Source organism: Oceanimonas sp. GK1 (assembly GCF_000243075.1).
Classification (GTDB): Bacteria; Pseudomonadota; Gammaproteobacteria; order Enterobacterales; family Aeromonadaceae; genus Oceanimonas.
Map to the genome: position 1 here is coordinate 248,076 of NC_016745.1, position 19,482 is coordinate 267,557.

20 protein-coding genes are annotated in these 19,482 nt (G+C 61.2%); 6 read left to right on the plus strand and 14 right to left on the minus strand.

The genetic code is table 11. From position 1 onward, the window contains the following. Window positions 1-8: 8 nt before the first annotated feature. On the minus strand, window positions 9-1,022 hold the full coding sequence (locus GU3_RS01240; protein WP_014290739.1) for an IS110 family transposase: 1,014 nt from the start codon (window positions 1,020-1,022) through the stop codon (window positions 9-11). A gap of 439 nt (window positions 1,023-1,461) precedes the next feature. Between GU3_RS01240 and GU3_RS01245 the strand changes: the two genes are divergently transcribed. Continuing rightward, complete coding sequence (locus GU3_RS01245) at window positions 1,462-2,781, plus strand: IS4 family transposase (protein WP_014290740.1); 1,320 nt, start codon at window positions 1,462-1,464, stop codon at window positions 2,779-2,781. 47 nt (window positions 2,782-2,828) lie between these two features. Here GU3_RS01245 and GU3_RS01250 read toward each other — a convergent pair whose 3' ends face one another. Beyond that, window positions 2,829-3,680 carry a bifunctional allantoicase/(S)-ureidoglycine aminohydrolase gene (locus tag GU3_RS01250; RefSeq protein ID WP_014290741.1) on the minus strand — a complete coding sequence of 284 codons (852 nt, stop codon included), beginning with the start codon at window positions 3,678-3,680 and terminating at the stop codon, window positions 2,829-2,831. A gap of 170 nt (window positions 3,681-3,850) precedes the next feature. Between GU3_RS01250 and GU3_RS01255 the strand changes: the two genes are divergently transcribed. Beyond that, window positions 3,851-4,720, plus strand: a complete 870-nt coding sequence (locus tag GU3_RS01255) for a LysR substrate-binding domain-containing protein (protein ID WP_014290742.1) — start codon at window positions 3,851-3,853, stop codon at window positions 4,718-4,720. Window positions 4,721-4,739: 19 nt separating this feature from the next. Here the strand turns inward: GU3_RS01255 and GU3_RS01260 are convergent, their stop codons facing one another. From GU3_RS01260 to bioH, 9 genes are all read right to left on the minus strand, one after another. Then, window positions 4,740-5,438 carry a GntR family transcriptional regulator gene (locus tag GU3_RS01260; RefSeq protein WP_014290743.1) on the minus strand — a complete coding sequence of 233 codons (699 nt, stop codon included), beginning with the start codon at window positions 5,436-5,438 and terminating at the stop codon, window positions 4,740-4,742. 188 nt (window positions 5,439-5,626) lie between these two features. Next, complete coding sequence (locus GU3_RS01265) at window positions 5,627-7,060, minus strand: NCS1 family nucleobase:cation symporter-1 (protein ID WP_014290744.1); 1,434 nt, start codon at window positions 7,058-7,060, stop codon at window positions 5,627-5,629. A 36-nt stretch (window positions 7,061-7,096) separates the two neighbouring features. Next, window positions 7,097-7,777 (minus strand): aspartate/glutamate racemase family protein, encoded by a 681-nt coding sequence (locus GU3_RS01270; RefSeq protein ID WP_014290745.1) that lies wholly within the window; start codon window positions 7,775-7,777, stop codon window positions 7,097-7,099. A 63-nt stretch (window positions 7,778-7,840) separates the two neighbouring features. Next, window positions 7,841-9,229, minus strand: a complete 1,389-nt coding sequence (locus GU3_RS01275; protein WP_014290746.1) for an NCS1 family transporter — start codon at window positions 9,227-9,229, stop codon at window positions 7,841-7,843. A gap of 88 nt (window positions 9,230-9,317) precedes the next feature. Beyond that, window positions 9,318-10,052, minus strand: a complete 735-nt coding sequence (locus tag GU3_RS01280) for an aspartate/glutamate racemase family protein (RefSeq protein WP_014290747.1) — start codon at window positions 10,050-10,052, stop codon at window positions 9,318-9,320. 346 nt (window positions 10,053-10,398) lie between these two features. Next, entirely contained in the window at window positions 10,399-11,115 is a 717-nt protein-coding gene (locus tag GU3_RS01285; RefSeq protein WP_014290748.1) for a YebC/PmpR family DNA-binding transcriptional regulator, read from the minus strand. A 66-nt stretch (window positions 11,116-11,181) separates the two neighbouring features. After that, entirely contained in the window at window positions 11,182-11,892 is a 711-nt protein-coding gene (locus GU3_RS01290) for a ferredoxin--NADP reductase (protein ID WP_014290749.1), read from the minus strand. Window positions 11,893-11,910: 18 nt separating this feature from the next. Next, window positions 11,911-12,231 (minus strand): hypothetical protein, encoded by a 321-nt coding sequence (locus GU3_RS01295; RefSeq protein ID WP_014290750.1) that lies wholly within the window; start codon window positions 12,229-12,231, stop codon window positions 11,911-11,913. Window positions 12,232-12,314: 83 nt separating this feature from the next. Then, the gene (bioH, locus tag GU3_RS01300) at window positions 12,315-13,085 is read right to left on the minus strand and encodes a pimeloyl-ACP methyl ester esterase BioH (RefSeq protein WP_014290751.1); all 771 of its coding nucleotides are present in this window, start codon (window positions 13,083-13,085) and stop codon (window positions 12,315-12,317) included. Between the two features lie 27 nt (window positions 13,086-13,112). Here bioH and GU3_RS01305 point away from each other — a divergent pair, with 27 nt between their 5' ends. Together GU3_RS01305 and nfuA are read left to right on the plus strand one after the other, a co-directional pair. Then, complete coding sequence (locus GU3_RS01305) at window positions 13,113-13,808, plus strand: ComF family protein (RefSeq protein ID WP_014290752.1); 696 nt, start codon at window positions 13,113-13,115, stop codon at window positions 13,806-13,808. Window positions 13,809-13,879: 71 nt separating this feature from the next. After that, window positions 13,880-14,458: a Fe-S biogenesis protein NfuA gene (nfuA, locus tag GU3_RS01310; RefSeq protein WP_014290753.1), complete on the plus strand. Its 579-nt coding sequence runs from the start codon at window positions 13,880-13,882 to the stop codon at window positions 14,456-14,458. Between the two features lie 76 nt (window positions 14,459-14,534). On the opposite strand, the gene gpsA is transcribed toward nfuA, so the two are convergent. From gpsA to GU3_RS01325, 3 genes are read right to left on the minus strand one after another with little or no spacing between them, the layout of a single operon-like run. Beyond that, the gene (gene gpsA, locus GU3_RS01315; protein ID WP_014290754.1) at window positions 14,535-15,539 is read right to left on the minus strand and encodes an NAD(P)H-dependent glycerol-3-phosphate dehydrogenase; all 1,005 of its coding nucleotides are present in this window, start codon (window positions 15,537-15,539) and stop codon (window positions 14,535-14,537) included. Then, on the minus strand, window positions 15,539-16,024 hold the full coding sequence (secB, locus tag GU3_RS01320; RefSeq protein ID WP_014290755.1) for a protein-export chaperone SecB: 486 nt from the start codon (window positions 16,022-16,024) through the stop codon (window positions 15,539-15,541). Before secB ends, gpsA begins: the two co-directional genes overlap by 1 nt. Before the next feature lie 33 nt (window positions 16,025-16,057). After that, window positions 16,058-16,486 (minus strand): rhodanese-like domain-containing protein, encoded by a 429-nt coding sequence (locus tag GU3_RS01325; RefSeq protein WP_014290756.1) that lies wholly within the window; start codon window positions 16,484-16,486, stop codon window positions 16,058-16,060. A 220-nt stretch (window positions 16,487-16,706) separates the two neighbouring features. Here GU3_RS01325 and gpmM point away from each other — a divergent pair, with 220 nt between their 5' ends. Then, the gene (gene gpmM / locus GU3_RS01330; RefSeq protein WP_014290757.1) at window positions 16,707-18,239 is read left to right on the plus strand and encodes a 2,3-bisphosphoglycerate-independent phosphoglycerate mutase; all 1,533 of its coding nucleotides are present in this window, start codon (window positions 16,707-16,709) and stop codon (window positions 18,237-18,239) included. 10 nt (window positions 18,240-18,249) lie between these two features. Then, on the plus strand, window positions 18,250-19,476 hold the full coding sequence (gene envC, locus GU3_RS01335) for a murein hydrolase activator EnvC (RefSeq protein ID WP_014290758.1): 1,227 nt from the start codon (window positions 18,250-18,252) through the stop codon (window positions 19,474-19,476). Window positions 19,477-19,482: the final 6 nt, after the last annotated feature.

Sequence of the window (19,482 nt, forward strand, 5' to 3'; positions counted from 1 at the left end):
AGGTCAGCTCAGGCTGCCCGATAGTGCTCCTGCCTGAACAGCATGACCCAGATAATCCGTGCCAGCTTGTTGGCCGTGGCCACCGCAGCGCGTTGCTTGCCTCTGCGCTCGGCCAGCTGTTTGACCCACAGCGATAACCGGTCGGTGGCCTTGTTCAGGTGCCGGATAATCGACCAGGCACCTTGTATCAACAGCTTGCGCAAGTACCCATTACCACGCTTGGTGATACTGCCCAGCTTTTGTTTGCCGCCACTGGAATGCTCTTTCGGTACCAGCCCCAGGTTGGCAGAAAAGTGCCGGGCATTGCGGTACTGACTGCCGTTGCCGACAAAGGCGACCATGGCGGTCGCGGTCACCGCGCCTACACCTCGAATGTCAGTGAGTCGGGCGCAGGCCTCGTTATCGCGACATTGCTGTTCGATGTCTTTATCCAGGCACCGAATAGCCTCATCCAGTTGCTGCCATTCTTCCAGGATGTCACAACAATAGGTCCGAGCCCGTGGCGTCAGTTCGTTACTAGCATCCTCCAACAGCAAGGGCATGGCTTGCTTTAACGTCTCTTTACCGCCAGCCAGAACGATGCCGTACTCATTGAGCAAGCCCCGTAACTGATTAATCAACCGGGTTCGCTCGCCGATGCGGCGCTCTCGCAGCCGGTGTACCAGGCTGATGTCGGTCTGCTCCAGCGTGCGCGGCGGTACAAACGTCATGTTGGGGCGCCGTGCCGCCTCACAGATAGCAAAGGCATCATTACGGTCGTTCTTGTTCCCCTTGACGAAGGGTTTCACATGCTGGGGCGGCAGCAACATCACTGGGTGACCCCGCTGCTGCAGGGCTCTGCCCCAGTAATTGGAGCCGCTGCAGGCTTCCATCGCAATGGGCACCTGAGGGTACTGACTAAGCAGCTCCAGTACCTTGTGACGGGTCACGCTGCGATTGAATACCGCCTTGCCAGCTTGATTAACACCACAAATCTGAATCACATTCTTTGCCAAATCGAGACCAATGAGCGTAATGTTCATAGTGGACACCTTTTGTGGTTATTTGAGCTTCAACCCAAATATGGCGCATCGCGACGCCGCTTACCCAAGAGGTGTCCATCTCATCATCCCTGGCATTTGACGGTCGAATCCGGCAATCCCTGCTGCTGCTTCACGATATATCTGCGCCGTATGTTAAATATTATCTGGCAACTCGGTACCGAATCAGGAGGGCAAAGGGTGTCTGCTTCGCCGTGCCCTTTGCGCCAAGGATGGCGCAACGGAGCCCCCAAGGAGGGGTTCACGGCGTGCCGGCGAAGTAGTGCGCTTTGGCCGACGATTATGCACGATATTGACTGTTTTAAAGCCCTGAACGCAAAAAGGCAGCCCGAAGGCTTAATGCCGATCAGTTAAGCCAAATCGCTTGACGATCCCGCTCAGAAGATCAAAATCCGATGATCACAGGTCATCGGATTTTTTTATGCTGCTTTCTGACGCACTGGCTCGCACCTCCCTCAATCGCACCGTTGAATTTCACAGCCTGGCTGAGGTGCTCGACCCCGAGATAATCCAAGCTTGTCTGGCTTCAAACGGGGTGGCGACGGTGCGCAAGCGCAAACTTCCGATGGAAGCCATGGTCTGGGCAGTCATTGGCATGGCGCTGTTTCGTGGCGATTCCGTACGCCAGCTCATCAATAAGCTGGATATCGTCCTGCCACAAGAAGTCGACTCGGTGGTGCGCAGCGCGGTCACACAAGCACGTAAAAAGCTGGGCAGCGACGTGGTGCGCGATATCTTCAGGCAAACCAGTGCCAACTGGCATGCGCAGGCTCAGCATCCGCACTGGAGCGGACTGAACCTGTATGGTGTTGACGGCGTAGTCTGGCGCACTCCGGACTCACCACCGAATGCCGGTGCCTTTGCCCGCACCGCCAACCAATCCACGGACGCCGCTTATCCCCAGGTGCGCATGGTGTGCCTGATGGAGCTGAGCAGCCATTTGTTGGTGGACAGCGCCTTTGACAGCGTCGCGGTCAATGAAATGCAGCTGGCGGTCCGCTTGCTGCCGAGCATACCGGACCATAGCCTGACGCTGTTTGATAAAGGGTTCTACTCATTGGGGTTGCTGCATGCCTGGCAACAAGGGCAGCAACGGCACTGGTTGCTGCCGTTGCGTAAAGGCACGCAGTATGAGGTGGTGCGCAACCTGGGCCGCGATGACAAACTGGTGCGGTTGACCCCCAGCCCGCAGGCAAGAAAAAAGTGGCCCGACTTATCGGAGACGCTGGAAGCGAGACTGCTGAGTAAAACCGTCAAGGGAAAGCTCGTTCATATCCTGACCTCTCTGACCGATGCCATGGCCTATCCGGGTCGGGATATTGTGGATTTATATGCCCATCGCTGGGAAATCGAGCTGGGCTATCGAGAAATGAAGCAGCACCTGCTGGACAGTCGCTTCACCTTGCGTAGCCAGTTGCCGGAGCTGATACACCAGGAGTTATGGGGTGTGCTGCTGGCCTACAACCTTATCCGCTACAAAATGATCTTGATGGCTCGAGTGTTACCGGCGACCTATCCGAATCAGCTGAGCTTCAGGGAAGCCTCGTCCTACATCATCTTCAAGCTGAGCCAGCTGCCCAGTGTGGCACCGGGCAACTTGCCAAGAGAGGTATTTGCCCCAGAGAAACAGGCCAAACAGTTCAAGCTGGAGGGGAAACGAGAACGAAGTTATCCAAGAGTGCTGAAAGCTTCCAAAAACACCTATCCGGTCAGAAAGAAAAATGCCGCTCACCTTAAGTGAACGGCATTAGCCCGAAGGCTGCCTTTTTTTATCGTTCCAGCTGCTGCTTAGCGACGGTTGCCGCGGTAAGCAGGGGACGAGTTCAGCACCATGTGGCGGTTCACGTCCTTGTACAGCAGGTAACGGAAGCGGCTGGGACCGGCGGCGTAGCAGGCCTGCGGGCAGAAGGCGCGCAGCCACATGTAGTCACCGGCTTCCACTTCCACCCAGTCCTGGTTCAGGTGGTAAACGGCCTTGCCTTCCAGCACGTACAGGCCGTGTTCCATCACGTGGGTTTCGTCAAACGGGATCACGCCGCCAGACTGGAAGGTCACGATGTTCACGTGCATGTCGTGACGCAGATCGGTCGGATCGGTGAAACGGGTGGTGGCCCACACGTCGTTGGTGTCCGGCATGGAGGTCGGGGCGATGTCGTTTTCGTTGGTCACAAAGGCTTCCGGCACGTCGATGCCGTCTACGTATTCGTAGGCCTTGCGCAGCCAGTGGAAACGTACCGGCGCGTCGCTGTTGTTCTTAACGGTCCAGTTGGCACCCGGCGGCAGGTAGGCATAGCCACCCAGCTCCATGTGGTGCTCTTTGCCTTCCAGGTTCAGGGTCATTTCACCTTCAACGATGAAGATAACGCCTTCGGCACCGGCATCCAGCTCGGGCTTGTCGCTGCCACCATTGGGAGACACTTCCATGATGTAGTGAGAGAAGGTCTCGGAGAAACCGCTCATCGGACGGGCAATCACCCACAGGCGGGTTTCGTCCCAGAACGGCAGGAAGCTGGTCACGATGTCGCTCATCACGCCTTTCGGGATCACGGCGTAAGCTTCGGTGAACACGGCACGATCATGGATCAGTTGAGTCTGCGGGGGCAGACCGCCCTTGGGGGCATAATAGGTATTACGGGCCATTACTCTGTCCTTTATGCTAGGTGGTTGGACACTGCCAACGAAAGCCGCACGGCACTGCATGGTTGCCATACCGCTTAAATGCTGAACACTCGGATTGTAGAGCATGGCCAAATGATTTATAAATTAAATAATCCAATGGAAGCCAGTGCATTTACCACTGAAAGGGCAGAATGACTCAACTGACAACGCTCGATCCGGTGCTGCTGCGCAGCTTTGTGGCCGTGGCCGACACCGGCAGCTTTACCCGGGCCGCCGACAGCACTCACCTCACCCAGTCCACCGTCAGCCAGCAGGTACGCAAGCTGGAATCCCAGCTCGGCTGCGAACTGCTTAACCGCAAGGGCCGCTATATTACCGCCACCCTGGAAGGAGAGCGGGTGCTCAACTATGCCCGGCGCATCCTGCAACTGATGCAGGAAGCCGTGGCCCAGACCAGCCTGAGCATAGAGCAGCAGAAAATTCGCCTAGGGGTGCCGGAAGACTTCGCCACCCACGCCATCATGCCGGCGCTGTCGGCCTTTGCCGATCAGTATCCCGGCATTCGGATGGAGGTGAAAAGCGGCCTGTGCAGCGATATCTGGCGGGAATTTCAGCGCGGTGAGCTGGATCTGGCCCTGGTCAAACAGCGCCCGGGCAGCGTGCCGGGACTGGCCAGCTGGCCCGAGCCGCTGTGCTGGATAGATGGCCTGGACAGCAACAACCTGGCCAACCAGCCGGTGCCGTTGGTGACCTTTCCCATCGGCGGCCTGTACCGGGGCGAGATGGCCCACACCTTTGACCGGCTGGGCCGCAGCTGGCGACTGGCCTATGTGAGCACCAGCCTGTCGGGGGTCTGTTGCGCGGTGGAAGCAGGCTTTGGCATCTCGCTGCTGCCCCGGCGGCTGGTCACCGCCCGGCACCGTATTCTGAACGAGGCCGACGGCCTGCCCGCCGTGCCGGATCTGGAACTGACCCTGCACACCGGCGACCAGCTTTCCGCTCACAGCAAAATACTTGCCGACCGCCTGATCAGCGCCTGCAACGACACCTGCCGCCAGTAACAACGGTTAACAGCCGCCCTCAGAGCTCGGCAAAGATGTGCTTGAGGTTGACGTCTTCCTCGGCCGGCGGCTCCAGCTGCAACTGGGCTTCGATCTCGTTGAGGTGGTCAATCATCAGCGTCACCGCCCGCTCGATGTGATGACCGGCAATGGCTTCCAGCAACTCGTTGTGTTCACTGCAGGAGGGTCCGGTGCCATGGTGGTGGCCCTTGCGCGAACCGTTCTGATAGAGCGCCACGATCAGCGAAGAGCGGGGAATGATTTCGTGCAGAAAGGAGGTCAGCACCGGCTTGTTGGCCAGCTTGCCGATGAGCAGGTGAAACTCCCCCGACAGCCGAATGCGCAGGCTCTGATCCCCCTGCTCTGCCGCCTGGTGTTCTTTTTCCAGGTGCTCCTGCAGCAGTTTTTTCTCCCGCAGGGTGCACTTGCTCGCCAGCTCCCGCACCAGCTCGGCTTCGATCAACCGGCGCGCCTGGAAAATATCCCGCGCCTCTTCCGGCGAGGGCTCGGCCACAAAGGCGCCGCTGTTGGGCACCAGGTTGACCAGTTTGTGGTAGGACAGCTGCAGCAACAATTTGCGCACGAAGCCCCGGCTTAACCCAAAGGTGTCGCACAGCTCTTCTTCCTTCAGCCGGGTGCCCGGCAACAGCTTGTGGGCGACGATCGCCTCCCAGATGCGCTGATAAACCTTGTCCAGATCCTTGTTTTTGTTATTCATGGGCTTGTCCTGTGTGCTCGGCCGGGCGAGCCCCTCATGGCCTCGCCGCCATCCCGTTAATCACGGTGAAAACCTCACCATTTAACCTGAGATTAACATGGCTTTTCATTGTCAACAATCATGTACTTATTCGTTAAAAACAAGAAGGCGGCTTCACTGAAGCCGCCTGTCAAGGTCAGCTCAGCGTATCAGGACACGTTACGAGGAGCCAGCCAGTAGTAGAAGATTCCACCCAATGCCGCTCCAATTAGCCAGCCATAACCGTTGAGCTCACTCAGCGCCGGCACCCAGACCGAGGCAATGGAAAACAGCGCCGCCAGGCCAAAGGCGATCAGCGCCTTTTTGTTCCAGCCATTCTGGTAGAAATAAGCCCCCTGGGGATCCCGAGAAAACAGCTGCTGCATGTTCAGGCTCTGGCGTTTGATGAGGTAGTAATCCACCACAATAATGCCGTAGAAGGGCGCGACGATGGCGCCCAGAGCGTTCACGAAGCCGGGAATGCCAATTTGGCTTATCACCGACACCCAGAGCGCGCCCACGAAAAAGGCCACCACGGCGGTGATGAGGCCACCGATGCGAAAGCTGATCATCTTGGGAAACAGGTTGGCCAGATCGTAGGCCGGCGGAATGAAGTTGGCGACCAGGTTGATGCCCACGGTGGCCGCGAAGAAAGTCAGCGCCGCCACTATGGTCAGTGCCAGTGAGTCGACCCGCTCCACAATATCGGCCGGGTTGGTCAGCGCTTCCCCAAACAGCACCAGGGTGCCGGCGGTGATGATCAGGGCAATAAAGGAGAAGAAGGCCACGTTCAGCGGCAGGCCCACCAGGTTGCCGATTTTCATCTCCCGCTCGCTGCGCACGAAACGGGTAAAGTCACCGAAGTTGATCACCACGGCGGCAAAATAGGCCACCATGGTGCCGACAATGGCGGAAAAGGCCGCCAGATCGCTGCCCTGGTAGTTGCCGCCCCCACTGAAAATGGTGGCCACCGCCGGCAACAACTGGTCACCGGCCTGGTACCAGACAATGGCCATCAGCGCCAGCATCACCACGTATACTAAGGGGCCGGCCCAGTTGAGGAAGGTCTTGATCTTGTCGATGCCCTGCCAGAACAGCAGGATCTGAAACAACCAGACGATAACGAACGACAGCCAGGCGGTGCCCGACAGCCCCAGGAATTCGCTGTGGCCCGCGCCCCACAGGGTGGTCAGCAGCAGGGTCACCGCGGTGGAGGCGAAATAGGTCTGCACCCCGTACCAGAAAATACCGATGATGGCCCGCAACAGGGCCGGAAAGTTGGCCCCCCGTACCCCCATGCTGGCGCGGATCATCACCGGAAAGGGAATGCCGTATTTGACGCTGGGCTTGCCGGTCAGGTTGACCAGCACCATGACGATAAAGCCGGCCAGAATAATGGCCGCCATGACCGCCCAGCCGTTGAGGCCGTAACTGAGAAACAGCGACGCCGCCAGGGTATAGCCAAACAGGCTCTGGATGTCGTTGGACCAGACGTTGAAAATTTCAAACCAGCCCCAGCTGCGATCCTTGTGCTTGATGGGGGCCAGATCCTCGTTGTAGAGCAGGGGGTCGTGATGGGTGATGTCGAGCTGTTTGTCATCCATGGTGTTTAGCTCCCTTAAACGCAAATAAGGACAGGGTCAGTCGGACTGCATGGCGGCCAGCGCCGCCCCCGTGGCGGCCAGCACCGGCACAATCAACGGAATGTCGAAACGGGATTGCAGCCGCAGTGCCGCCTCGGTGAGCGGGCCACCGCCGATGATCACGGCAGTGGCCCCGTCCTGGTTCACTGCCTGACGCACCGCCTCGGCCAAGGCGGCGTCCAGGGCCGCAGGGGTGCGCACCAGCGCCTTCGGACAGCCGGGTGTGACCCGGGTACCGCTGTATTGTTGAGCATAGCCAAAGTCACGGGCCTTTTGCTCAAAAGAGGCCAGCAAGTCCGCATCGGGGGTAATGGTGGCAATGCCAAACCGCCGGCCGTTCATCGCCGCCGCATGAAAGGCCGATTCGGCAATGCCGAACACCGGCACGGACACCCGGGCACGCAGCTCACTCAGGCCGGGATCCCCAAAGGCCGCCACCACCAGCGCCGACGCCCCTTCGGCCGCGGCCGTCATGCCCAGCTCAATCACCCCCAGCGCGGCGGCGGCGATCTCGGCGGGGGTGGTCAGCAGCGCCGGAGCACCCGGATTGCTGAGCCCCCGGACCCGGGCCCGATCCCCCGCTTGCCGTTGTGCCAGGGCCACCATGGCGGCGGTGGTGTGTGTATTGGCATTGGGGTTGATCAGCACCAGCTCGGGCGGACAGGCAGGCGTGGACATGGCATCAGGCTCCTTTGGTGAAAACGAAAGCGGCCCCGCACCGGATGGGCGGGGCCGACGTCATTACTGACGGAAGCGCTGACAGGGCTGCCAGTACTGCATCAGCAGGTAGTAGGTGAGGCCGGCCGGCACCAGGCTGGCATACCAGGAGACCGAGGTGAAGGTCAGGGCCACCAGGGCGCCGGTGAGGGCGGCAATCACGGCGGCGTAGTTCACGCCCTTGTAGGGACCATTCTCGTCATACAGCTTGTCGATATCCAGCTTGCGCCGGCGCAGAATAAAGTAGTCCACCACCATCACCGCAAAGATGGGGCCGAGGAAGGCGGAGTAAGTCTGCACAAACAGTTGCAGGCCGGCGGACGACTCTTCCTTGACCAGCTCCCAGGGGAAGGTACAGAAGGCCAGCAGACCCACCAGTATGGTGGAGGTACGGAACTTCAGCTTGAACACGTCCATCAGGATATAGGTGGGCGGCACCACGTTATTGAGCACGTTGGTGGTGACCTGAGCAAAGGCGATAAACAGCAGGGTGATGACCAGCAGCGGCGTGTTGTCTACCGCACTGGAGAAGACCTGAATGGGATCGGACACCCCGGTGGCGCCGGACACCATCAGGCCAATCAGCCCCATAAACAGGGTGCAGGGCAGTATGGACATGGCGTAAATCACGGTCAGCAGGCCGGGCTTGGTGCCTTCCTTCAGCTCACGAGAATAGTCGCTCACGTTCAGCATCATGGTGCTGTAAATGCCGAGGAACAGCATGGTCGCGCCCCAGAAGGGCACCCCCCAGGTACCTTCCATGTTCACCAGGTTGGCGGTGATTTCATCGCCGTAGCGGTTGATCACGCTCCAGAACATGTACACCAGCGCCAGCAGAATAAAGCCGCTGCCCACGTTTTCCAGCCACTTGATGCCCTGGAAGCCGAAGATGGACAGGCCAATCTGCAGGAACTGGAACAACACGAAGAACAGCACCAGGTTATCGAACCCGAACAGGGTGGCCGACACCGCGTTCAGCGCCCCCGCCCCGATCCAGCTCTGAAAGCCGTACCAGACGATGGCCGGCACCGCCCGTACCAGGCCGGGGAAGCGGGTCCCGGCAAAGCCGAAGGCGGCTCGGGCCTGCACCATGAAGGGAATGCCGTACTTGTAACCGGCCGCGCCGTTCAGGGCAAGGGCAATGCCGATCACGAAGCAGCCGATGGCGATGGCCGCCACCGCCTGCACCAGGTTAAGGGTGCCCACAATGCTGGAACCCATGGTAAAGGTGCCAATCGACACGCAGCCACCGAACCAGGCCAGCAGGTAGGAGACCCGCCCCATGATGCGATGCTTCTGGGGCGCCAGGGATTCTTCCCCGGCCTTCTTGTCGTGGCCGGCGGCCGGAGCCGGTTCGGCCTTGCCGGTAGTCATGGGAATGGCGGCTTCGCTGTTGATATTCTGAATAGCCATAGTCTAGTCCTCGGTATTCCATCACATGAGAGCATCGCTGCCCTCATTCATGCACCGGCCATCATGGCCGTGCGTGTTGCGGGTGGGCTCAGGCAATTTTCAGCCCGCGTCCCGAAACGGCCAGCTCGGGGCGTGGCCAGTTAAAGGTCAGCACCTTGCTGGTGCCCAGCTTCATGTCCACCATGGCCTCGCACAACTTGAGTGCGGCCACGGTACCATCAATCACCGGAATGCCAATCTCTCGTTCGATAAACGCCCGGTGGGCCGACATGCCGGCACAGCCCAGCACAATGGCTTCGGCCTTGTCTTCTTCCATCGCCAGCCGGCACTCGGCAATGACCTTGGCAATCGCGGTGTCCGGCGACTCGGCCAGATCCAGCACCCGCATGGGGGTGGTGCGAATGCGCTTGCAGTGCTCGCCGAAACCGTAGCGGCTGACCAGGTGCTCGGTCATAAAGCGAACTCGGGGCGCCGTGGTCACCACGCTGAAACAGGCGCCGGCCATGCTCGCCAGGTGAAAGGCCGCCTCGGCGATGCCCAGCACCGGCTTGTCGGTCAGCTCCCGGGCGGCATACAGGCCGGGGTCGCCAAAGCAGGCCAGCACGTAGGCGTCGATGTTTTCTTCCCGCTCGCCCTTAGCCACCTCTTCCAACACCCCGGGCACCGCCAGCGCTTCGTCGTAAAAGCTTTCAATGGACGCCGGACCGCTGGCCGGGCTGACCGCCAGCACTTCGGTGTCGGGCCGGGCCACCTCGTCCGCCAGCCGCTGCAGCGCATCGGTAAACGACCAGGTGGTGTTGGGGTTGATGATCTTGATCCGCATACAGACTCCTTGTTTACACAAAACCTAACAAATTGTTAACGATTATGATTATGGGGCAATCGTTAACGATCTGTAAACATGTCTGTGAAGTGTATCTTCGTCACTGCGAACCCTGAACAGCGGGAAAGCCGCACTGAAAACGCCATCACCAAGAACAATAAAACACTGATTTAAATAGATATATGTTGCCTTCACCCCTTGTAAATATCGACTCAAACAACACCATGTGTAAGAGCCTACCCTTACAAAAAGCAAATAAATTGTTAGCGATTTTGTGATCCGAGCCACGCAAGCAGGCAATAAAAAACCCTCCGACTGGAGGGTTTTGGTGAGGTAAAAAGCGAACTCAGTATTCGGCGTTGTGATAGACGTTCTGTACGTCGTCCACGTCGTTGAGCATGTCGAGGAAGCGCTCGAGCTGGGCCACGTCGTCGCCGGCGATTTCCACCGTGGTCTGGGGCACAAACTGAATGGCGTCCACCTCGAAGTCGATGCCTTCAAAGGCGTCGCTCAGGGCCTGCTTGGCCTTGAAGTATTCGGTGTGCGGCGCAAACACGGTGATTTTGCCGTCTTCCAGCTCGATGTCGGTCACGTCCACGTCGGCCATCATCAGGGCTTCCAGCACCGCTTCCTCGTCGTCACCATCAAACACCAGAATGGCGCAGTGATCAAACATGTGGCTCACGGTGCCGGAGGTGCCCAGCTTGGCCTTGACCCGGTTGAAGCACTGGCGCACATCGCCGATGGTGCGGTTGGGGTTGTCGGTCAGGCAGTCCACAATCACCATGCAGTTGCCCGGGCCAAAGCCCTCGTAACGGGCCGGAGAAAAGTCTTCGCCGGCGCCGCTGGTGGCCTTTTGCAGGGCCTTTTCAATCACATGGGAAGGCACCTGGTCTTTCTTGGCACGTTCGATCAGACCACGCAGGCTGAGGTTACCATCGGGGTCGGCGCCGCCCGCTTTGGCGACCACGTAAATTTCGCGGCCGTACTTGCTGTAGACCTTGCTCTTGGCGTTGGCGGTCTTGGCGATGGATTCTTTGCGGTTTTGGTAGGCTCTGCCCATGGCGTGATCTCGTTGTTCAACAAAAAGAGCACGAATTTTACACACAGAGCCGAAGCAGGTCTATTTTCAGTAACCGGCAAATTCCTCGGTGCGCACCCTGTCGTCGGGCACGCCGGCTCCCACCAGCACCGACTTCATGGCGCTCACCAGACCGGGCGGGCCGTCGAGGTAATAGAGCGGCGCGGTCAGGTTCGCCACATGGCGGCGCAGCATGGCCTCATCCAGGCGCCCCTTTTCTCCCTGCCAGCCCGGATCCTGAGTCAGAATGGTCACCAGTTCATAGTTGCTGCGTCCGGCGCAGGCCTGCTGCAGCTCATGCAGAAAAGCGGCATCGCCGAGACGCCGGTTGGCATAAAACAGGGTGATGGCGCGGTTATCCCCCTCATCCAGCGCCTGCAGCACCATGCTGCGCACCGGGGTTATGCCGATGCCGCCGGTGATGAACACCACGGGTACATCGCCCTCTGCGGGCAGCATAAAGTCGCCATAGGGCCCCTTGAGGGTGAGCTCGGTCCCCGGCCTGAGTCCACTCAGTACCCGCTTGAAGGCGGTATCCCGCAACCGGGTGGCCACCATCAGCTCACTCTCGGCAGGCGCCGAAGCCAGCGACAATATGCGCCCATTGCCCTCGTCGTCGGTTTCTGGCGGGTCCTGCAGCACCAGCCGTACACACTGGCCGGCCCGAAAGGTGAAGCCGTCGGGTTTGTCGAAAAACAACGCCAGGGTGCCGTCGGCCACCGGCTCGGTGCGCTTGAGGGTAATGTCGTAACTGGCCATGAACGCTCTCCCGCTTGATCAGATCTCGATATCCAGCACGGCGTCGGCATGACCATCCAGGCCGTGATAACGCCGGTTGATCACCGCCAGCCGGCGGCTCATGGCCGGACTGGTGCCAATCAGACACACCGCACCCTGATGTCGGCTGAGCCAGGCCTCAAAGGCCTCTTCACGCCGGCCGCGCTGGCGCTGGCGATCCCGCTGGCGAATGGCGACATAGGGCTGCACCGCCCGAATGACCGGAATGGCCGGGCGGCGCACGTTATCGGCATGAGCCGCCTCGGTGGCCGGCTGGGCCAGATTGGGCGGCAGATTGGGCAGGATCACCGGTATCGCCATTCAAGACTCCTTCATCGGGCGGTTGCCTTGCTGACTGTGCCTTTGACTATAGCCCAGCCCGGGGCTTAACCGTGCCCTGGGGCTCAGCCTTTATCCTGCAGAAACCGGCGAATGTGCCCGGCGGTGGCCTCGGGATGGGAAATAAAAGGCGCGTGGGAGGCTTTAGGCTCAATATGACTGTGGCTGTTCGGGGCCAGGGTGTCGGTCAGCGCCGCCGCCTTGCGTGGCACCAGGCCGTCGAGCCGGCCGTAAAGCCGCAGCAACGGCACCTCCAGCTCCGCCAGTTGCGCCCGCAGATCCACCTCTCCCAGCAGGCCGAGTCCCGCCGCCAGGGCGAGTGGATCCGGCGCCGGCTTGCTGGCCAGACTGTCCCGCAGCCGGCGAATGTCGTCCCGGGCGTGTTCGCTGCCCATGGCCTGCAGCGCCAGAAAACGGTTCACCACCTGATGATGATCCTCCGCCAGTTGCTGCTCAAAGCCGCTCAGGACTTCGGGCTTGATGCCGGGCCAGCCGACTTCGCTGACAAACCGGGGGGAGCTGGCCAGGGTGATCAGGGCACTGACCCGCGCCGGCGCCTGCAACGCCGCCTGGGTCGCCACCAGGCCGCCCAGGGACCATCCCAGCCAGGCGGCCCGCGCCGGCACCACCGCCAGCACGCTGTTGGCCCAGTCGGCCAGGCTGCTGCCAGCGGGCAGCGGGGCACTGTGGCCAAAGCCGGGCAAGTCGACAATATGCAAACGAAAGTCCGCTTCCAGCCGGGCCGCCAGCTCGCGCCACACGGCCCCGTTCATGCCCCAGCCATGGAGCAGCACCAGGTCCGGGCCGCGCCCCTGTTGTTCTGTATATACACTCATCTCATGATCCCTCGTCGGTACCGGTCCATGATAAGGCCCCTGCTTACCCGCTTACAATCCGGCCCGCTGTGGTGGGGGCAGTGCCTGTTATGTCGGCAGGACTGCCACGATACCACGCTGCTGTGCCGGCACTGCCGCAGCGACCTGCCCGTGCTGGCACATCCCTGCCCCGGCTGCGGCCACCCCCTGCCCGTTGCCGACGCCCACTGCGGTCGCTGCCAGAAACGACCACCCCCCTGGCAGCGCATGCAAGTACTGGCACCCTTTGAAGCCCCCTTCAGCCGGCTGGTGCACGACCTCAAATATCACCGCCGCATGCTGAACGGCAGGCTGCTGGGGCAGTTGCTGAGTGAGCGGCTGGCGCCGCCCTGGCCCGAAGCGGTATTGCCGGTGCCCCTGCACTGGTGGCGGCGGCTGCGCCGGGGCTATAACCAGGCGGAGGAGCTAGCCCGCGGCCTGAACCCGGCGCCCGCGATCAGGACGGATCGCCATCTGCTGCACCGGGTACGGGCCACCGCGTCGCAAACCCACCTGAACAAGGCCGAACGCCGGCGTAACCTGAAAGGCGCCTTTACCGCCGCCCCCTGCCCCTACCGCCATGTGGCACTGCTGGACGATGTGATCACCACAGGCGCCACCATGGCCGAGCTGACGCGACTGCTGCATGCCCAGGGGGTGGAGCGCGTGGAAGTGTGGGCGGTGTGCCGTACTCTTGAACACTGACGGCTATTCAAGGCCCGGCAACAGGAGTATGATAAAAGTTGAGTTGTTTAGTCAGGTTTACGAGGATAGCAATGATTAAGATTTCCGAAACCGCCCAGGGACACTTCCGCAAATTGCTGTCACAACAGCCGGAAGGCACCAATATTCGCGTCTTTGTGGTCAACCCCGGTACTCCCAATGCCGAGTGCGGAGTCTCCTACTGTCCTCCCGATGCGGTGGACGGCGACGACACCCACCTGCCGTTCGACGGCTTTGACGCCGTGGTCGATCCCCAGAGTGCGCCCTTCCTGGAAGAGGCCGAAATCGACTTCGTCACCGATCAGATGGGCTCCCAGCTCACCCTGAAAGCCCCCAACGCCAAAATGAGCAAGGTGCCCGACGATGCCCCCCTGGCCGACCGGGTGGAATACGTGCTGCAGTCCCAGATCAATCCGGGTCTGGCCAGTCACGGCGGCAAGGTGGTGCTGACCGAAATCACCGAAGACGGCCTCGCCATTCTGCAGTTTGGCGGCGGGTGCAACGGCTGCTCCATGGTGGACGTGACCCTGAAGGAAGGCATCGAGAAGCAACTGCTCGAGCTGTTCCCGGGTGAACTCAACGGCGTACGCGACGCCACCGAGCACCAGCGCGGCGACCACTCTTACTACTGAGTGGGGTTGCCCGAAACAAAAAGAGGAGCCGCAAGGCTCCTCTTTTTGTTGGTGCTGAATCGTCGGCCAAAGGGCACTACTCCGCCTTGCGATCCCGGCTCAGCAGGGCCATCGCGGCTTCCTTGGCGTTCTTGCCTTCATACAGCACCTGGTAGACCTGCTCGCAAATGGGCATTTCAACGCCGTGGCGGCCGGCCAGCTGGTGCACTTCGGCGGCGTTGCGGTAGCCTTCCACCACCTGGCCGATCTCGGCCATGGCGGTGTCCACGTTCTTGCCCTGGCCCAGGGCCAGGCCAAAGCGGCGGTTGCGGGACTGGTTGTCGGTGCAGGTCAGCACCAGATCTCCCAGTCCCGCCATGCCCATAAAGGTCTCCTGCTGGGCACCCAGGGCCACGCCCAGCCGCTTCAGCTCCGCCAGGCCACGGGTAATGAGCGCGGTGCGGGCGTTGGCGCCAAAGCCCAGGCCGTCGGCCAGGCCGGCACCAATGGCGATCACGTTCTTGACCGCGCCGCCCAGCTGCAGGCCCACCATGTCGTCGTTCAGGTACACCCGGAACGAACGATCACAATGCACCAGATCCGCCAGCTCCCGGGCAAAATCCTCATCGGTGGCCGCCAGCGAAATGGCGGTGGGCAGGCCCATGGCCAGCTCTTTGGCAAAGGTCGGGCCCGACAGCACCGCCAGCGGGCGATCCCGGCCGAGAATGTCTTCGGCCACGCGCTGCAGCAGATTGCCGGTGGCGGGGTCCAGCCCCTTGGTGGCCCAGGCAATGCGGCTGTCGGGGCGCAGAAAGGGCTTCACCTGGTGCAGCACATCCGCAAACACATGGCTCGGCACCACAATCAGCAAATTGCGGCTGGCCTGCACCGCCCGCTGCAGATCCGCTTCCGGCTCCAGGCTGGCGGGAAAGATGGCGTCGGGCAGGAAAACACGGTTGCAGCGGTCTGCCGCCAATGCCGCCACCTGCTCGGGCCGGTGGCTCCACAGCAGCGTGCGATGACCGTTGCGGGCCAGCGCGATGGCCAGGGCCGTGCCGTAGGAACCGGCCCCCAGCACGGTAATGGCGGCATCCGCTGCCATCAGGCGTCGGCCTGCTGCTGTTGCTGCTGAGCGCGCTGCACGTGAGCAGCAAACAGGGCGTCGAAATTGACCGGCGCCAGGTTCAGCTGCGGGAAGGAGCCCTTGTTCACCAGGCCGGACACGGTCTCCCGGGCGTAGGGGAACAGAATGTTGGGGCAGAAGGAGCCCAGGCAGTGGGCCAGCTGGGGCTCGGCCATGTTACCGATGGTGAACACGCCGGCCTGCTGGATTTCGCACAGGTAAACGGTTTCATTCTCGCCCATGTTGCAGGTCACGGTCAGGGTCAGCACCACTTCAAACACGTTGTCACCCAGGCGGGCACTCTTGGTGTCGAGATCCAGCTTGACCTCGGGCTTCCATTCCTTCTGGAACACCAGGGGGGTGCCCGGGGCCTCAAAGGACACATCCTTCAGATAGATGCGCTGGATCTGGAATTCTACCTGCTGTTGCGCCTGGGCATCGGCGCCGTTTGCTGCTTCGGCCATGAAACTATCCTTTTGCTCAATGGGTGATAAAAATTAACGCTTGGTGACGGGCAGGTTCTGGGTGCGCCAGTCGGTCATGCCGCCACGCAGGGTGAATACCTGGCTGAAACCGGCCTTGCTCAGTAACCGGCCGGCGCTGGCGGTGGTCATGCCGCTTTCGCACACCAGCACCAGGGGCTTGTCCTTGTACTTTTCGATCAGGTTCAGGTTGTTGGCCTTGAGCTGAGCGTGGGGTACGTTCACGGCACCGGCGATATGGCCCTTGCGGAATTCTTCCACGGAGCGAATATCGACCACGGCGGCGCTTTGCTTGTTGATCAGCATGACCGCTTCCTGGGCCGGAACCACCTTCACCTTGGACAGACGGGAAATGATCGAGGTGTACACCACCGCCGAGGCCAGGCCCAGCCAGACCATGGTCAGCAGCGGATGCCGGGCGGCGAAATCAAGGTACTCTTGCATGATATTACTTCTTGCGTTGCGAAAGACGGAAAAGCCCGAGTATACATGGGGACTCATCAAATAACAGCCGCCTTGGGCGCCCCCTGCGAGGCCCGGATCACCCTATGGCAAATACCCCTGCCCCTTGTCTGGTGACCAATTCGGCAGTTGTAGTAATATGACAGACAGTTTCAGTTGCTCGCGTCACGCGCTCAAAATAACAACATCATAGGGTTACACCATGAACTCGACCAAAAAGCCCCTGGTACTGCTCATTCTCGACGGCTGGGGGTACAGCGAAAAAACCGAACACAACGCCATTCATACCGCGCGCACCCCGGTACTCGACAACCTGATGAAAACCAGGCCCGCCACGCTGATCTCCACCTCCGGCCACGACGTGGGCCTGCCCGATGGCCAGATGGGCAACTCCGAAGTGGGCCACGTCAATATCGGCGCCGGTCGCATCGTCTATCAGGAGCTGACCCGCATCGGCAAGGCCATTGCCGACGGCGACTTCTTTACCAACCCGGCGCTGACAGGCGCCGTGGACGGCGCGGTCAGCAAGGGCCGCGCGGTGCACATCATGGGCCTGCTGTCGCCGGGTGGCGTACACAGCCACGAAGATCACATCGCCGCCATGATCGAACTGGCCGCCCAGCGGGGCGCGACCGAAATTTACCTGCATGCCTTTCTCGACGGCCGGGACGTGGCCCCGCGCTCGGCCCGGAGCTCACTCGAATGTTTTGACGGTTTGTTTACAAAACTGGGCAAGGGCCGGCTGGCCACCGTCATTGGCCGCTACTACGCCATGGACAGGGACAACCGCTGGGAGCGAGTGCACGCCGCCTATGACCTGCTGACCCAGGGCCAGGCCGAGTTCAGCGCCGCTTCCGGGGTAGACGCCCTGCAGGCCGCCTACGATCGGGGCGAAAACGACGAGTTCGTTCAGGCTACCGTGGTGGGCAAGCCGGTCACCATGCAGGATGGCGATGCCGTTATCTTTATGAACTTCCGCGCCGACCGGGCCCGGGAGCTGACCCGCGCCTTTGTGGAGCGCGATTTCGCCGGCTTTGAGCGCGGCCTGCACCCGGCGCTGACCGACTTCGTCATGCTCACCGAATACGCCGCCGACATTCACACCAGCTGCGCCTTTCCGCCGGAGCGACTGGAAAACACCCTGGGGGAATGGCTGGCAGATCACGGCAAGACCCAGCTGCGCATTTCGGAAACCGAGAAATACGCCCACGTCACCTTCTTCTTCAACGGTGGCATTGAGGAATGCTTCGAGGGCGAGCAGCGCGAGTTGATCCCCAGCCCCAAGGTGGCGACCTACGATCTGCAGCCAGAAATGAGCGCCGAGCTGCTCACCGACAAGCTGGTGGCAGCCATTGAGGGCGGTGAGTTCGATGTGATCATCTGCAACTACCCCAATGGCGACATGGTGGGCCACACCGGCGTGTTCGAGGCGGCGGTCAAGGCCTGCGAAGCGGTGGACCGCTCGGTGGGCCGGGTGGTTGAGGTCCTGGAAAAGGTGGGGGGAGAAGCCCTGATCACCGCCGATCACGGCAACGCCGAGCAAATGGTGAATCCGCAAACCGGTCAGGCGCATACCGCCCACACCAATCTGCCGGTGCCGCTGATCTACATCGGCCGCGATGCCACCCCGGTGGAAGGTGGCCGGCTGTCGGATCTGGCGCCCACCATGCTCACCCTGATGGGGCTGGAGATCCCGCCGCAAATGACTGGCAAGCCGCTGATGGTTCTGAAATAATCACTGCCCTATGGGCGCATCCAGACTGATTATTTCGTTCTTGCTGAGCACCGGCCTGATGGCCGGTGCTTGCGCATGGGCGGAAGACAGCAAGGATCTGAGCAACGTCAAGGGCCAGATCAACCGCCAGCAGCAAGACATCCAGGCCCAGCAGCGAGAGCTGAAGGCCTTGCAGCAACAACTGGCGAAAGACGAAAAGGCCATTTCCAGCCTGGCCCGGGAGCTGAACCAGACCCGCCACCAGCTGAAAGACAACGAACGGGAGCTGGCCCGGCTCGACCAGGAACACCAGTCCCTCAATCGCCAGGCCGACGAACAACGGCAACAGCTGGCGACCCAGGTGCGCGCCGCCTACCAGAACGGCCGCCACGACTACCTCAAACTGCTGCTCAACGGTCAGGACAGCAGCGACATCGACCGCCTGCTGCATTATTACGCCCACCTCAACCAGGCCCGCGCCGACGCCCTGCAACAGCTGGCCGGCCTTCGCCGGCAACTGGCCGACAACCGTCGCCAGGCCGAACAGGGTCGCACCCGGCTCGAGGAATTGCTGGCCAGCCAGCAGCAACAACAGCAGTCATTGCAGCAGCGTAAGAATGAGCGCAACCAGACCGCCAAAAAGATCAACGCGCAACTGGAGCAGGGCAACCGCCGGCTGGCCAACCTGCAGCAGGCCGCCAGCCACCTGGAGCAGCAGATCAAAATGGCCCGGGAGCGGGCCGAGCGGGAAGAACGCGCCCGGCTGGAACGGGAGCGCCGGGAACGGGAACGCCTGGCCGCAGCCAGCAATCAGGGCCGGCCGTCGGGCCACACCCCGGTGGTAGCCAAGACTCAGGGCAACTTTGGCGGCCTGGCCAAGGGCAGCCTGCCCTGGCCGCTCAAGGGCGCCCTGCTGCATCGCTTTGGCTCGGCCCGCACCAGCCAGCTTAACTGGAAAGGCCTGCTGATCGGCGCCCCCGCCGGCCGGGAAGTGAGCGCCGTGGCCAACGGCCAGGTGGTGTATGCCGACTGGCTCAACGGCTTTGGCATGGTGATGGTCATTGACCACGGCAAGGGCTATTTAAGCCTGTACGGCCACAACCAGTCGCTGCTGCTGGGCCCGGGGGACAAGGTCAGCGCCGGCCAGGCCATTGCCCTCAGCGGGGAAAGCGGCGGCCAGGAAAAACCCGGGCTGTATTTCGAAATCCGCTACCGGGGCCAGGCCATCGATCCCCTGCCCTGGCTTCGCCGGGGGTAAGCGGTA

Bases quoted from the DNA above. Each gene is read 5' to 3' on its own strand.
- GU3_RS01240 (WP_014290739.1), bottom strand. From the start codon at position 1,022: ATGAACATTACGCTCATTGGTCTCGATTTGGCAAAGAATGTGATTCAG.
- GU3_RS01245 (WP_014290740.1), top strand. From the start codon at position 1,462: ATGCTGCTTTCTGACGCACTGGCTCGCACCTCCCTCAATCGCACCGTT.
- GU3_RS01250 (WP_014290741.1), bottom strand. From the start codon at position 3,680: ATGGCCCGTAATACCTATTATGCCCCCAAGGGCGGTCTGCCCCCGCAG.
- GU3_RS01255 (WP_014290742.1), top strand. From the start codon at position 3,851: ATGACTCAACTGACAACGCTCGATCCGGTGCTGCTGCGCAGCTTTGTG.
- GU3_RS01260 (WP_014290743.1), bottom strand. From the start codon at position 5,438: ATGAATAACAAAAACAAGGATCTGGACAAGGTTTATCAGCGCATCTGG.
- GU3_RS01265 (WP_014290744.1), bottom strand. From the start codon at position 7,060: ATGGATGACAAACAGCTCGACATCACCCATCACGACCCCCTGCTCTAC.
- GU3_RS01270 (WP_014290745.1), bottom strand. From the start codon at position 7,777: ATGTCCACGCCTGCCTGTCCGCCCGAGCTGGTGCTGATCAACCCCAAT.
- GU3_RS01275 (WP_014290746.1), bottom strand. From the start codon at position 9,229: ATGGCTATTCAGAATATCAACAGCGAAGCCGCCATTCCCATGACTACC.
- GU3_RS01280 (WP_014290747.1), bottom strand. From the start codon at position 10,052: ATGCGGATCAAGATCATCAACCCCAACACCACCTGGTCGTTTACCGAT.
- GU3_RS01285 (WP_014290748.1), bottom strand. From the start codon at position 11,115: ATGGGCAGAGCCTACCAAAACCGCAAAGAATCCATCGCCAAGACCGCC.
- GU3_RS01290 (WP_014290749.1), bottom strand. From the start codon at position 11,892: ATGGCCAGTTACGACATTACCCTCAAGCGCACCGAGCCGGTGGCCGAC.
- GU3_RS01295 (WP_014290750.1), bottom strand. From the start codon at position 12,231: ATGGCGATACCGGTGATCCTGCCCAATCTGCCGCCCAATCTGGCCCAG.
- bioH (WP_014290751.1), bottom strand. From the start codon at position 13,085: ATGAGTGTATATACAGAACAACAGGGGCGCGGCCCGGACCTGGTGCTG.
- GU3_RS01305 (WP_014290752.1), top strand. From the start codon at position 13,113: ATGATAAGGCCCCTGCTTACCCGCTTACAATCCGGCCCGCTGTGGTGG.
- nfuA (WP_014290753.1), top strand. From the start codon at position 13,880: ATGATTAAGATTTCCGAAACCGCCCAGGGACACTTCCGCAAATTGCTG.
- gpsA (WP_014290754.1), bottom strand. From the start codon at position 15,539: ATGGCAGCGGATGCCGCCATTACCGTGCTGGGGGCCGGTTCCTACGGC.
- secB (WP_014290755.1), bottom strand. From the start codon at position 16,024: ATGGCCGAAGCAGCAAACGGCGCCGATGCCCAGGCGCAACAGCAGGTA.
- GU3_RS01325 (WP_014290756.1), bottom strand. From the start codon at position 16,486: ATGCAAGAGTACCTTGATTTCGCCGCCCGGCATCCGCTGCTGACCATG.
- gpmM (WP_014290757.1), top strand. From the start codon at position 16,707: ATGAACTCGACCAAAAAGCCCCTGGTACTGCTCATTCTCGACGGCTGG.
- envC (WP_014290758.1), top strand. From the start codon at position 18,250: ATGGGCGCATCCAGACTGATTATTTCGTTCTTGCTGAGCACCGGCCTG.